14 protein-coding genes are annotated in these 13170 nt (G+C 61.1%); 3 read left to right on the top strand and 11 right to left on the bottom strand.

The annotated features are described in order from the left end of the window. Nucleotides 1-33 precede the first annotated feature (33 nt). Entirely contained in the window at nucleotides 34-804 is a 771-nt protein-coding gene (locus AC3WMV_RS11345) for a MetQ/NlpA family ABC transporter substrate-binding protein (protein ID WP_027610228.1), read from the top strand. Between the two features lie 173 nt (nucleotides 805-977). Here the strand turns inward: AC3WMV_RS11345 and AC3WMV_RS11340 are convergent, their stop codons facing one another. Genes AC3WMV_RS11340 through AC3WMV_RS11320 form a run of 5 tightly spaced genes read right to left on the bottom strand, consistent with a single transcriptional unit; the run spans nucleotide 978 to nucleotide 4886 of the window. Next, nucleotides 978-1613 (bottom strand): SCO family protein, encoded by a 636-nt coding sequence (locus AC3WMV_RS11340; RefSeq protein ID WP_007962772.1) that lies wholly within the window; start codon nucleotides 1611-1613, stop codon nucleotides 978-980. Continuing rightward, on the bottom strand, nucleotides 1610-2509 hold the full coding sequence (gene cyoE, locus AC3WMV_RS11335; protein ID WP_027610227.1) for a heme o synthase: 900 nt from the start codon (nucleotides 2507-2509) through the stop codon (nucleotides 1610-1612). The genes AC3WMV_RS11340 and cyoE overlap by 4 nt, the downstream gene beginning before the upstream one ends. Continuing rightward, nucleotides 2497-3576 carry a COX15/CtaA family protein gene (locus AC3WMV_RS11330; protein WP_027610226.1) on the bottom strand — a complete coding sequence of 360 codons (1080 nt, stop codon included), beginning with the start codon at nucleotides 3574-3576 and terminating at the stop codon, nucleotides 2497-2499. The genes cyoE and AC3WMV_RS11330 overlap by 13 nt, the downstream gene beginning before the upstream one ends. A gap of 10 nt (nucleotides 3577-3586) precedes the next feature. Further along, the gene (locus tag AC3WMV_RS11325; protein WP_027610225.1) at nucleotides 3587-4180 is read right to left on the bottom strand and encodes a PA_0111/PP_0108 family redox-active disulfide protein; all 594 of its coding nucleotides are present in this window, start codon (nucleotides 4178-4180) and stop codon (nucleotides 3587-3589) included. Beyond that, on the bottom strand, nucleotides 4146-4886 hold the full coding sequence (locus tag AC3WMV_RS11320) for an SURF1 family protein (protein WP_103367998.1): 741 nt from the start codon (nucleotides 4884-4886) through the stop codon (nucleotides 4146-4148). The genes AC3WMV_RS11325 and AC3WMV_RS11320 overlap by 35 nt, the downstream gene beginning before the upstream one ends. Before the next feature lie 70 nt (nucleotides 4887-4956). On the opposite strand from AC3WMV_RS11320, the gene AC3WMV_RS11315 reads away from it, so the two are divergent. Beyond that, nucleotides 4957-5160 (top strand): twin transmembrane helix small protein, encoded by a 204-nt coding sequence (locus tag AC3WMV_RS11315; RefSeq protein ID WP_003220344.1) that lies wholly within the window; start codon nucleotides 4957-4959, stop codon nucleotides 5158-5160. Between the two features lie 7 nt (nucleotides 5161-5167). Here the strand turns inward: AC3WMV_RS11315 and AC3WMV_RS11310 are convergent, their stop codons facing one another. The 4 genes from AC3WMV_RS11310 to coxB form a co-directional block, all read right to left on the bottom strand. After that, entirely contained in the window at nucleotides 5168-6055 is an 888-nt protein-coding gene (locus tag AC3WMV_RS11310; protein WP_007962783.1) for a cytochrome c oxidase subunit 3, read from the bottom strand. Nucleotides 6056-6080: 25 nt separating this feature from the next. Beyond that, a complete protein-coding gene (locus AC3WMV_RS11305; RefSeq protein WP_103367999.1) occupies nucleotides 6081-6632 on the bottom strand; it encodes a cytochrome c oxidase assembly protein in 552 nt (183 codons plus the stop codon). Between the two features lie 129 nt (nucleotides 6633-6761). Further along, entirely contained in the window at nucleotides 6762-8348 is a 1587-nt protein-coding gene (gene ctaD / locus AC3WMV_RS11300) for a cytochrome c oxidase subunit I (RefSeq protein ID WP_027610221.1), read from the bottom strand. Nucleotides 8349-8430: 82 nt separating this feature from the next. Continuing rightward, nucleotides 8431-9558 (bottom strand): cytochrome c oxidase subunit II, encoded by a 1128-nt coding sequence (coxB, locus tag AC3WMV_RS11295; RefSeq protein WP_027610220.1) that lies wholly within the window; start codon nucleotides 9556-9558, stop codon nucleotides 8431-8433. 370 nt (nucleotides 9559-9928) lie between these two features. Between coxB and AC3WMV_RS11290 the strand changes: the two genes are divergently transcribed. Then, nucleotides 9929-10561 (top strand): hypothetical protein, encoded by a 633-nt coding sequence (locus tag AC3WMV_RS11290; RefSeq protein WP_027610219.1) that lies wholly within the window; start codon nucleotides 9929-9931, stop codon nucleotides 10559-10561. A gap of 137 nt (nucleotides 10562-10698) precedes the next feature. Here the strand turns inward: AC3WMV_RS11290 and AC3WMV_RS11285 are convergent, their stop codons facing one another. Both AC3WMV_RS11285 and AC3WMV_RS11280 read right to left on the bottom strand, forming a co-directional pair. After that, nucleotides 10699-12225 (bottom strand): SulP family inorganic anion transporter, encoded by a 1527-nt coding sequence (locus tag AC3WMV_RS11285; protein ID WP_103368000.1) that lies wholly within the window; start codon nucleotides 12223-12225, stop codon nucleotides 10699-10701. A 90-nt stretch (nucleotides 12226-12315) separates the two neighbouring features. Further along, complete coding sequence (locus AC3WMV_RS11280) at nucleotides 12316-13047, bottom strand: carbonic anhydrase (protein WP_027610217.1); 732 nt, start codon at nucleotides 13045-13047, stop codon at nucleotides 12316-12318. Between the last annotated feature and the right edge of the window lie 123 nt (nucleotides 13048-13170).

The raw sequence follows: 13170 nt of genomic DNA, 5'->3' as shown, positions 1-13170 counted from the left end.
CGCCAGACGGGCGCCTCATAAGGAGTTAGCTGAATGAAAAAACTGATCGCTGCTTTCGCTGCCGTAGCCGCTTTTTCGGCCCACGCTGAAACCCTGACCGTTGCCGCTACCCCGGTGCCGCACGCGGAAATCCTCGAATTCGTGAAGCCGGCCCTGGCCAAAGAAGGCGTGGATCTGAAGGTCAAGGTCTTCACCGACTACATTCAGCCGAACGTGCAGGTGGCTGAAAAGCGCCTGGACGCCAACTTCTTCCAGCACCAGCCGTACCTCGATGAGTTCAACAAGGCCAAGGGCACCAGCCTGGTGGCGGTGACCGGCGTGCATCTGGAGCCGCTGGGCGCTTACTCGAACAAGATCAAGGATCTGAAGGATCTGCCAAGCGGCGCCAACGTGGTGATCCCGAACGATGCCACCAACGGCGGCCGTGCGCTGTTGCTGCTGGCCAAGGCTGGCCTGATCACCCTGAAGGATCCGACCAACATTCTGTCGACCCCGAAAGACATCGCGCAGAACCCGAAAGACCTGAAAATCCGTGAACTGGAAGCCGCGACCATCCCGCGCGTGCTGACCCAGGTCGATCTGGCGCTGATCAACACCAACTACGCGCTGGAAGCCAAACTAGATCCGTCCAAGGACGCGCTGGTGATCGAAGGCAACGACTCGCCGTACGTCAACATCCTGGTGTCCCGTGCGGACAACAAGGACAGCGCCGCGATGCAGAAACTGGCGGCTGCGCTGCACAGCCCGGAAGTGAAGAAATTCATTACCGAGAAGTACAAAGGCGCGGTATTGCCGGCGTTCTGATTTAGATTGCTGCAACGAAAAGGGGGCGCCATGAGCGCCCCCTTTTTTGTGCCCGGAACACCGTCCCTGTGGGAGCGGGCTTGCTCGCGAATGCGGTGTGTCAGCCAACATTTCTTTATCTGACCCATTGCATTCGCGAGCAAGCCCGCTCCCACAATGGTTCAGTGTTGTTGCTACTTGCGGTTAAGCATTACCGGGAGCTGCGCAACCAGTTTGGCGTTGTTCAGCGGCGCCCGGATGAACCCACGCTGCGTCCCGTCCGGGCCGATCACCGCCAGGTTGCCACTGTGATCCACCGTGTAATTCGGCTTGCTGGTATCGGCGGGAATGAACGGAATACTCACCGCATTCGCGACTTTCTGCAGCTCTTCGATCGACTTCGGCGTCAGGCCCACGAACTGTGGATCGAAGTAGCCCAGGTACTGCTTCAACTGCTGCGGGTTGTCGCGGTTCGGGTCGACACTGACCAGCACGATCTGCAACTTATCCACCGCGTCTTTGGGCAATTCGCTCTTGATCTGGCGCAGTTGGGCGAGGGTGGTTGGGCAGATGTCCGGGCAGAAGGTGTAGCCGAAGAACAGCAGGCTCCACTTGCCTTTCAACTCGTCGATGGCGACCGGTTGGCCGTCCTGATTGGTCATGGTCACGCCCGGCAGGGTGCGGCTCTGCGGCAGCAGGATGATGCCGGCGTCGATCAGCGCGGTGGGGTCGCCCTGGCCCTTGCCACTCAACACTTTGTTGACGGTAAGTCCCAGGATCAGCGCGATCACGGCGACGAGGATGAAGACGGTTTTCTGGGTTCGAGTCATAGGTTCAACAGTAAGTAGTGGTCTACGAGCAGGGCGATGAACAACAGGAACAAGTAATAAATAGAGTACTTGAAGGTGTTGATCGCCGCGTGCGGCCGAGTGCCACGGTACAGCACCACGGCCCATTGCAGAAACCTTGCGCCCAGCGCCAGCGCGCAAACCAGATACAGCAGGCCGCTCATATGGATCACATACGGCAGCAGGCTCACCGCGAGCAGGGCGAAGGTGTACAGCAGAATATGCACCTTGGTGTAGTGCTCGCCGTGGGTTACCGGCAGCATCGGGATGTCGGCCTTGGCGTACTCCTCCTTGCGATGGATCGCCAGCGCCCAGAAGTGCGGCGGGGTCCAGGCGAAGATGATCAGCACCAGCAGCAACGGTTCGGCGCTGATATGGCCGGTAGCGGCGGTCCAGCCGAGCAGCGGAGGGGCGGCGCCGGCAAGACCGCCGATGACGATGTTCTGTGGCGTCGCGCGTTTGAGGAAGCCGGTGTAGATCACCGCGTAGCCGAGTAACGAAGCGAGGGTCAGCCACGCGGTCAGCGCATTGGTGAACGTCAGCAGCATCGCCTGCCCGAGCAGCGCCAGCACCAGCGCAAAGGTCAGCGCCGCTGCCGGCGAAATCCGGCCCTCGGCCAATGGCCGTTTGTGCGTGCGCGCCATCACCGCGTCGATACGCCGATCGACCACATGATTGACCGCCGCCGCGCCGCCGGCACACAACGCAATCCCCAGATTGCCGAACACCAGTACCGTCCACGGCACCCCGGCGCGGGTCGCGAGGAACATGCCGACCAGCGAGGTGATCAGCATCAGCACCACCACTTTCGGCTTGGTCAGCTCCAGATAGTCACGCCACAGCGCTTGCGCGGGACGTTCGCCGATCAGAAGCGCCATGGCGTTTCTCCTTTAATGGTGATGGGCGCAGCCGAATGTTTACGCGGGCTCAGACGCCAGCGCGCCAACATCGGCTGTTTGACCCGGACCAGACTGGTGCGCGCGTGATAATTGACCAGCACCATGCTCAGCAGTAGCGCGGCGCCACCGGCGTTGTGGGCCACGGCCACCGGCAGCGGCAGATGGAACAGCACGTTGCTGATGCCGAGGGTGATCTGTGCGCCGAGGGCAATGACGACTAGCCCGGCCAAACGCGTCATGCCGACAGCCCTGAGTTGCCAGGCCAGACCGAGCAGGACGATCGTCACCAGCAGCGCGCCGATGCGGTGGGTCAGGTGAATCGCTGTGCGTGCATCGCTGTCGAGTTGGCCGCCGAGATAATTGGGGCCGATGTGCTGGGTCAGGTGAAAGCCGTTGGCAAAGTCCGCCGGTGGCAGCCATTGACCGTGGCAGGTCGGGAAGTCGATGCAGGCCACCGCCGCGTAGTTGGAACTGACCCAACCACCCAGTGCGATCTGGCCGATCACCAGCAACAGCCCCGCCGTTGCCCAATACTGCAAGCGCTTGGGCACGGTCAGTGCCGGCAGCACCCCGGACAATCTCAAGGTCAGCAAAAACAGCAGACTCAAGGTCGCAAAACCGCCGAGCAGATGCCCGGTGACCACTTGCGGCCAGAGCTTGAGCGTCACCGTCCACATGCCGAACGCCGCTTGGGCGAACACCACCGCCAGCAGAAACAGCGGCAGTTTCAGCGGCTGGCCCGGATGACCACGATTGACCCAAGCACGCCCGGCCAGAATCGCAATCAGCAGGCCGAGAGTGCCGGCGAAGTAGCGGTGGATCATCTCGTTCCAGCCCTTGTGCGCCACCACCGGCGAGTCGGGGTAATGCAGTTCGGCATGGGCCAGTTGGGCTTCGCTTTTCGGCACGCTGATAAAGCCATAGCAGCCCGGCCAGTCCGGGCAGCCGAGACCGGCGTGGGTCAGGCGAGTGTAGGCGCCGAGCAGCACGACGAGCAGTGCCAGCAGGGTGGCAAACAGCGCGAGGCGAAATCCAGGTTTGGCCATGACGATGCCCTTATCCGATGTTCGACAGTTTCAGCAGGTGGCGCAGGTCGTTGAGCAGATCCTTGCCCTTCACGCTCGGCTCGTAGCGCAGCACCAGGTTGCCGTGGGGGTCGATGATCCACAGTTGCGGTGTGGCCTTGTCGCCGGTGGCCTTGCTCAACGCTGCGCTGTCCAGCGGGTAGCGTTGCAGCTGCGGATATTCGCGGCTCAGCTTGGCTTCGTAGTCGGCGCTCAACGGTTGCGCGGCGGCGAGGGCGTGGCTGGCGCGCCCGGCGTCGCGACCGAGGCCGATCTGGATCTGCCGGGCGAGGTACACCAGTTGCTGGCAGTCCACCGCGCAATCCTTCGGCGCGGTCACCAGCATCTGCCAGCGCTGTTCATCGGCTTGCACGCCGAGGTCGGCGCGTGTCTGGCCGTTGCCGATCAGTTCGCCGTGGTAGCTGCGACCTTCCGGTACCCAGAACTGCAGTTTGTACATGCCGGTCGCCAGCACCATCGGGCCGACCACGCCGAGCACAATCAGCAGCAGCTGAATCCGCCCGCGGCGGCGGGTGGCCGGGGTTTTCGCCTCAGACATGCTGGGTGGATTCATGGCCGTTCCCATGGTGTTTCTCCTTTGCGTTGTGCAATCCAAGGTAGAGGTAGAGGCCGAGCAGGGCGGTGGCCATGGCGAACCACTGCACGGCGTATCCAAGGTGTTTTTCCGGGCCCATGGCGACGACCGGCCAGTCGGCCTCATAGCTGGCGGGGCCGGGTTCGGCACGAAGTTCGTAGGCGAAGCCGTCGCGTTCGAGGGTTTTCCACAGCTTCGCCGGCTCGACGGCGGTGATCGTTTGCGGCCAGGTGCTGCTGGCCGGGTCGGCGTGCAACTGGAAGGTTGCGCCGGGGGCGACGTAGACCCAGGCGTCCAGGTTGACCGTGTCGGCGGGGGTGGAAAATTTTGGTGTTACCCGGCGATCCGGCCATGGCAACCAGCCGCGATTGACCAGCAGCCACTGGCCGGTGGCCCGATCCTGAAACGGTTGCAGCAGCTCGATACCGACCTTGCCGTTGCGCTGGCGGTTGTCGAGCAGCAGGCTGTGGGCGCCATCGAACTGGCCGTACAGATGCACACGGCGAAAGGCCGGGTCGGCGCTGTGCAGCAATTCGCTGCTGGCCATCGGATCAGCCGCGCGGCGCTCGGCATAAGTGGCGAGCAGGGCGGTTTTCTCCGCGCCCCGACCGAGCTGCCAGAAACCCAGCGACATCAGCAGCGGCAGCAACAGCGCCACCACCACGGTCGGTATCACGCCCGGCCGGAAGCGCTTCATGGCCGTGCCACAAAGTCAGTCGTCGCGATCGCTATACTCAACTGCATCGCCTGTCCCCCGGAGTCTTCCCATGCTCAAAGCAGCCATCGTCCTGCTGCTGATTGCCACGGTGATCAGCCTGTTCAGCGGCCTGTTTTTCCTGGTCAAGGACGACAGCAGCTCCAATCGCCTGGTGATCGCCTTGAGTGTTCGGGTGGCACTGGCCGCTGCCACCGTCGGCTTGATCGCCTGGGGCTTCTACAGCGGCCAACTGGTGTCGCACGCGCCTTGGTGATCAGTGCTCAGAGCACGTAAACGAAGATGAACAGGCCGATCCACACCACATCAACGAAGTGCCAGTACCAGCTCGCCGCCTCGAAGCCGAACTGATGCTCGGCATCGAAATGGCCCTTCATGATGCGCATCAGCATCACGAACAGAATGATCGTGCCGATGGTCACGTGGGCACCGTGGAAACCGGTGAGCATGAAGAACGTCGCGCCGTAGATGCCCGAACCCAGGGTCAGGCCCAGTTCGTGGTAGGCGTGCATGTATTCCTCGGCCTGCAAGGCGAGGAAGCCGCAGCCCAATAGAACGGTGATCGCCAGCCAGATTTTCAGTGCGCCGCGATGGCCCTTTTTCAAGGCATGGTGGGCGATGGTGATGGTCACGCTGGAGCTGACCAGCAGGATCGTGTTGATCAGCGGCAGGCCCCACGGGCTGATGACTTCTTTGGGCGGCGGGAACAGTTTCGGATCCGGGGTGTGCAGCAGCGGCCAGGTGAACTGGAAGTTCGGCCACAGCATGTGGGCGATACCTTTCGGGCCTTCACCACCCAGAGCGGGCCCCGAGACGTGGCGCACGTAAAACAGCGCACCGAAGAAGGCGACGAAGAACATCACCTCGGAAAAGATGAACCAGCTCATGCCCCAGCGGAACGAGCGATCGAGCTGCGGGCTGTACAGCCCGGCGCGACTTTCCTTGATCACCGCCCCGAACCAGCCGAACAGCATGTACGCCAGCAAAAGCCCGCCGACGAAAAAGATGTACGGGCCGTGGGATTCCGGACGCGCTGCCTTCAGATCGTTGAACCAGGTCGCCAGGCCGTACACGGTGATAACCATGCCGAACGTGGCGATGATTGGCCATTTGCTCTGGGCCGGGACGTAATAGTGCTCATGAGTTGCCATTTATTGTTCTCCTTATCGGGCACGCTTAACCGCCAGTGTTTGCAGCCACCGGAGGATGTCGGGCGGTGATATCGAACAGCGTGTAGGACAGCGTCAGGTGCTTCACGTCCTTGGGCATGTCGCGGTCAACGATGAAACGCACCGGCATCTCGATCTGCTGACCCGGCTGCAGCACCTGCTGGGTAAAGCAAAAGCATTCGGTCTTGTGGAAATACGCCGCCGCGTTGCTCGGCGCGATGCTCGGCACAGCTTGCGCACTCATCGGTTTGTCGGTGGGGTTGCGCGCCACGAAAATCATCTCGTTGACCGCGCCGGGGTTGGCGGTCAACTCGTCGTGTTTGGGGTAAAACTCCCAGGGCATGTCGATGTTGTTGGTCGAGAGAAACTGCACGCGCACCTGGCGCGAGCTGTCCACCATTTGCTCGCCCTCGTACTGCCCGGCGGTTTTGCCATTGATGCCGAAGGCCTTGCACATCACGTCGTAGATCGGCACCAAGGCAAAGCCGAAGACAAACATTGCCACCACCACGCCGAGCAGACGGGTGACCAGTTTTTTCAGCGAGATCGAATCAGCCATGTTTGTCAGCCTCCACCGAGATCCCCTGTGGGAGCGGGCTTGCTCGCGAATGCAATTCATCATTCAACCCATGAGTTGAATGATCTGACGCATTCGGGAGCAAGCCCCCTCCCACAAAGGCCAGGCGTTTCATTTCACTTCCGGCGGCGTGGTAAAGGTGTGATACGGCGCCGGCGACGGCACGCTCCACTCCAGGCCTTCGGCGCCATCCCAGGGTTTCGCCGGGGCTGGCGCGCCACCGCGAATGGTCTTGATCACGATGAACAGGAAGAAGATCTGCGTAGCGCCAAACATGAACGCGCCGATCGAGGAAACCATGTTGAAGTCGGCGAACTGCAGGTTGTAGTCCGGAATCCGTCGCGGCATCCCCGCCAATCCCACGAAGTGCATCGGGAAGAAGGTCAGGTTCATGCCGACGAACGACAGCCAGAAGTGCAGCTTGCCGAGGGTTTCGTCGTACATGTGCCCGGTCCACTTCGGCAGCCAGTAATAGGCCGAAGCGAAGATCCCGAAGATCGCCCCCGGCACCAGCACGTAGTGAAAGTGCGCGACCACGAAGTAGGTGTCCTGGTACTGGAAGTCCGCCGGGGCAATGGCCAGCATCAGCCCGGAAAAACCGCCGATGGAAAACAGGATCACAAACGCTACGGCGAACAGCATCGGTGTCTCGAAAGTCAGCGAGCCTTGCCACATGGTGCTGGCCCAGTTGAACACCTTCACCCCGGTCGGCACGGCGATGAGCATGGTCGCGTACATGAAGAACAACTCGCCCACCAGTGGGATGCCGACCACGAACATGTGGTGCGCCCAGACGATGAACGACAGGAACGCGATGCTCGCCGTGGCGTAGACCATCGAGGTGTAGCCGAACAGCGGCTTGCGCGAGAAAGTCGGGATGATCTGGCTGACGGCGCCGAACGCCGGCAGGATCATGATGTACACCTCGGGGTGGCCGAAGAACCAGAACACATGCTGGAACAACACCGGGTCACCGCCACCGGCGGCGCTGAAGAAACTGGTGCCGAAGTGGATGTCCATCAGCATCATCGTCACGCACCCGGCCAGCACCGGCATCACCGCGATCAGCAGGAACGCGGTGATCAGCCAGGTCCAGACGAACAGCGGCATTTTCATCAGGGTCATGCCGGGGGCGCGCAGGTTGAGGATGGTCGCGACCACGTTGATCGCGCCCATGATCGAACTGATCCCCATCAAGTGGATGGCGAAGATGAAGTAGGTGACGCTTTCCGGTGCGTAGGTGGTGGACAGCGGGGCGTAGAACGTCCAGCCGAAGTTCGGCCCGCCACCGGCGGTGAACAGGGTCGAGACCAGCAGCAGGAACGCCGCCGGCAGCAGCCAGAAGCTGAAATTGTTCATCCGTGGCAGGGCCATGTCCGGCGCGCCGATCATCAACGGGATCATCCAGTTGGCGAGGCCGACGAACGCCGGCATCACCGCGCCGAAGACCATCACCAGGCCGTGCATGGTGGTCATCTGGTTGAAGAACGCCGGTTCGACGATCTGCAGCCCGGGCTGGAACAGCTCGGCGCGGATCACCATGGCGAACGTGCCGCCGAGCAGGAACATGCAGAACGCGAACCACAGGTACAGCGTACCGATGTCCTTGTGGTTGGTGGTCAGCACCCAACGCATCAGGCCTTTGGCGGGGCCGTGGGCGTGGTCGGCATGACCGTGGTCATCGATTACAGCGCTCATGGCCGGTCTCCTTTACGTGAGTGGACGGGGCGGGCCGGGGCGCATTGCCCCGACCGATTCACGAAGTACGCGATAGACCGGCTCATTTGCTTTCCGCCTGTTTGAGCTCAAGCACTTCTTTTGGCGTGACCATGTCGCCCTTGTTGTTGCCCCAGGCGTTACGTTCGTAGGTCACCACCGCTGCGATATCGACTTCCGACAACTGTTTGCCGAACGCCGCCATGGCGGTGCCGGGTTTGCCGAAGTACACGCGGTGCAGGTGGTCGGCTTTGGGCCCGGTGGCAATCGGTGAGCCCTTGAGCGCCGGGAACATCGGCGGCAGGCCCTGACCTTCAGCCTGGTGACAGGCCACGCAGGTGGTGTGATAGATCTTGTCGCCGCGCTCTTTAAGCTCGTCCAGCGTCCATTCCTTGCTGGTCAGCTCCTTGAGCTGCGCGGCTTCGGCTTTGCGGTCGGCAAGCCACTTGTCGTAGTCGGCCTTCTCCTTGACGTCGACCACGATCGGCATGAAGCCGTGGTCCTTGCCGCACAGTTCGGCGCACTGGCCACGGTAGAGGCCGGGCTTGTCGATGCGCGTCCAGGCTTCGTTGACGAAACCCGGGATCGCATCGCGCTTGACCGCGAAGGCCGGCACCCACCATGAGTGAATGACGTCGGCGGAAGTCACGAGGAAGCGCACCTTGGCGCCGACCGGCAGCACCAGCGGCTTGTCGACTTCGAGCAGGTAGTGCTCGCCCTTGGCTTCCTTGTTGTGGATCTGTTCGGCGGGGGTGGCCAGGTTGCTGAAGAACTCGACGTCCTGGCCGAGGTATTTGTAGTGCCACTTCCACTGGTAGCCGGTGATCTGGATATCGATATCCGGCTCACTGGTGTCGTACATGCGGATCAGGGTGGCGGTCGCCGGAACCGCCATCGCCACCAGGATCAGCAGCGGCACGACCGTCCAGAGAATTTCGACGGTGGTACTTTCGTGGAATTTTGCGGCGACCTGCCCGGTCGAGCGGCGATGCACGATCATCGACCAGAACATGGCGCCGAAGACGATGATCCCGATCACCACACAGATCCAGAAAATGGTCATGTGCAGGTCGAATACTGCGTGACTGATTTCAGTCGCTCCAGGCGCCATATTCACAGTCCAGGCCGCTTGAGCCGGGCTGAAAATCGACCACAACAGGAGGCCCATCCAGACGTGTGGATGTCGCATCATTGCGGGTTCCCCTTATCGTTCTTGTTATCCCGTAGGCGCAACGCCTTCGGCAAGGGAGCGGCTGCATCAGACTACGAACTTGAATCGCCGGGCCTTGCTGCGTGGGCAGTCGGGCGTCATCAGCTAACTCCATTCAATGGCGAGTATAGACAGCCACCGGGAATTGCAATGTCGACGCGTAAATGATCTGAAACAGCCGGGGCTTGCGCTCAAGGGTACGAATGGAGAAGGATGCAGACGAGTGGTGGCGAACCGATATAACGCTGCTGCATCAAGGATGAAATAATTATGACAAATGCGTCTTAGCATTTTTCGTAAGCCAGCTAAGTTATGTCTTCCCTATTTCATTGCCTTGTTCCCTGGAGTTTTCATGAACACCGCCGCATTGCGCGAGCAGATCCAAAAAGCCCGACAGACCGAAAACGAAACCGGACGGCTCAAGCGTCAGCTGGAAGCCAAGTTGCCTCATCTGCATTCGGCCATTCAGTTGCCGGACGCTAACCGCGAAGACGCGTTGACGAGTTTTGTCACCGCCTATATCGATGAAGTACCAGACATGCTGGACGCAGCCAATGAAGTTGCCAGGGAAGCGGGAATCGAGTCGCAGATCAAGCCGGTGCTGAAAATCGCCGAGCAGTACTTCCTCCAGCCGCCGGTCGGTCTGGACAGCCTGCTGGACGAAGCCTATCTGGCGCACCGCTTTGTCGAAGAGGTCAACGACCTGTACATCAAACACCTCGGCCAGCCACTGATCCCCTTGGACATGACGGTCGCCAACCTGATTGCTCACCAATTGCTCGGTGAGGAATTTGCCAATCAACTGGACGAAGTGGTGCATCACACTATCGACGAGATGCTCGACGACGAGAGTTTTGCGCTGGAATCGGTAGAGGCCTACCGCGACAAACTGAGCAGCCCGGATACCGGTGCTGCGTGGAAGCGCTGGCCATGCATGGGCCGTCGCCTGGGTGTGGGACTGGAGCTGGACCAGCCTGCCGCGTAATCCTCATACGCCATAGATCCAATGTGGGAGCGAGCCTGCTCGCGAATGCGGTCGATCATTCAACATCTTCTGTTGGCTGATACATCGCTTTCGCGAGCAGGCTCGCTCCCACAGGGTTTGTATGCACAACGGGTTTTTTAGCCGGCCGCGCCGATCCCGGTATTGGTCCGAACCCGCCCCTCCAACCGTCGCTTCAACCCACGCGACTCGATCAGCAGCTTCGACCCCTTGGCCGCATTCGCCCGGCCCCACTCTTCCAGTAACTCCAGACACGAATGGTCGATGTAGCTCAGGTTATTGAGCGGCACGTGCACCGTCGTGCCTTGCGGAATACTGCCCAGCACTTGCGTCAGCGCCGGCACTTTGAGGAATGTCGCCGCACCGATCAGACGCAACTCCATCTCGCCGTCCTGCGGCAGATCGATCAGGCTGATCTTCAATCGCGAAGCCTTGAACGCCAGTTTCAACATCGTCAGGCCGAAACCGATCAACACACCGGTCAGTAGGTCGGTGAAGATGATCGCCAGCGCCGTGGCGGCATAGGTGAACATCGGCATCCGCCCGTAACGGCTCAGACCGCGAAACGCTTTGAGGTCCACCAGTTTGAACCCGGTGTACACCAACACGCCCGCCAGACTCGCCACCGGAATGCTTTGCAGCATGCTCGACAGCAACAGCACGAACGCCAGTAGCCACAGACCATGGAAGATCGTCGAGTAACGGGTGGTTGCACCGGCCTGGACGTTGGCCGAGCTGCGCACGATCACCCCGGTCATCGGCAGCGCACCGACCAGACCGCAGAGCATGTTGCCGACACCTTGCGCCGACAGCTCACGGTCGAAATCCGAGCGCACGCCGTTGTGCATGCGATCCACCGCAGCAGCGGACAACAGTGTTTCGGCGCTGGCGATGAACGCCACGGCAAAAGCCGCAATCAGCAGGGTTGGATCAGCGAGGCTGAGCAAGTCCGCCGGTTTCAGCCAGTCAATGGCTTCGGCCAGATTCTCCGGCACCTCGACCCGTTTAACCTGCAACGCCAGCAACAGGCTGGCGCCGGTCGCCAGGCCAACACCGAGCAGCGCACCGGGAATGAAGCGCAGCGAATGCGGGCGAAATTTCTCCCACAGCCACATCACCGCAATGGTCGCCAGGCCGAGCAAGCCGGCTTGCCAGCCGAACGACGGCAAGGCTTGCGCCACTGCGCCGGGGAAGGCCGTGAGGTTATCCAGCCCGGACGGTTGTGGCTTGGCATCGAGCATCACATGTACTTGCGAGAGCACGATGAGCACGCCGATCCCGGCGAGCATGCCGTAGACCACCGCTGGCGCCGTGACCCGAAACCAGCACCCGAGCTTCAGGCGCCCGGCCACCAGTTGCAGGAAACCCGCAAGCAACAGAATCGGCCCGAGCATCTCGATCCCGTGCTGGCGCACCAGCTCGAACACCAACACCGCCAGACCGGCCGCCGGCCCGCTGACCTGCAACGGCGAGCCTGCCAGCCAACCCACCACCAGACCGCCGATGATCCCGGTGATCAGACCTTTGGCCGGTGGCAACCCGGAAGCAATCGCGATACCCATGCACAGCGGCAGCGCGACCAGAAACACAACCACCGAAGCCAGCAGCTCCCGTGGCAACACCGCTTTCAATTGAGCAGCACGCATGATGACTCTCCCGAAGCTTTCTTCAGGCATGGCTTCGCCGAACCGCTGAAACAGCGGCCGGCATCAAGCCACACAGATTTTTAGGAGGATTTAGAAGCGCGCTTTGGGCGTCGCCACCGGAATCGGATGGCTGCCGTCGAGCGGCAGGAAGCGTCCCTGATCCGCGTCGTAAGCCTTGATTTCGCTGGTTTCGATGTTGTAGACCCAGCCATGGATGAACAGTTGACCGTTCGCCATGCGTGAGGCTACCGAAGGATGGGTACGCAAGTGCTGCAGTTGGGCGATGACGTTCTCCTCGGTGAGGATCGGCATGCTTTCTTTTTCTTCGGTGCAGTTACAGTTTTCGTGCACCATGGTTTTTGCCACTTCGGCGTGGCGCAACCAGGCTTTGACCGTCGGCATTTTTTCCAGGCTGTCCGGATTGAGCACTGCGCGCATGGCACCGCAATCGGAGTGGCCGCAGATGATGATGTGTTGCACGCCCAGCGCCAGTACCGCGTATTCGATGGCAGTGGAAACGCCACCGTTCATCTGGCCGTAAGGCGGTACAACGTTGCCGACGTTACGGGTCACGAACAGATCGCCTGGCGAACTCTGGGTGATCAGCTCGGGCACGATGCGCGAGTCGGCGCAGGTGATGAACATTGCCCGTGGCGATTGCGCCGTGGCGAGTTTCTTGAAGAGTTCTTCCTGCTGCGGGAAGACCTCATGATGAAAATGCAAAAAGCCGTCAACGATCGTACGCAACGCTGCATCGGCGGATTCCGCCCCAGGGACGGCTTGCGCCGACGCAGCCAACGGCTGTTTATCCTTGTCACTCATGATTCATCCTCTTTGGCGGATTCGGGGAGTCGTTCCCGTGTATTCCGGTATGAAGCCAGTGGCTGTTTAAAACATCCGGGTCATCCAGACCCGTCAGTCACTCGATGAACAAGGTAGCCGCCG

It is taken from the genome of Pseudomonas sp. FW305-3-2-15-E-TSA4 (assembly GCF_058787295.1).
This window is presented reverse-complemented; position numbering and strand designations above follow the sequence as displayed.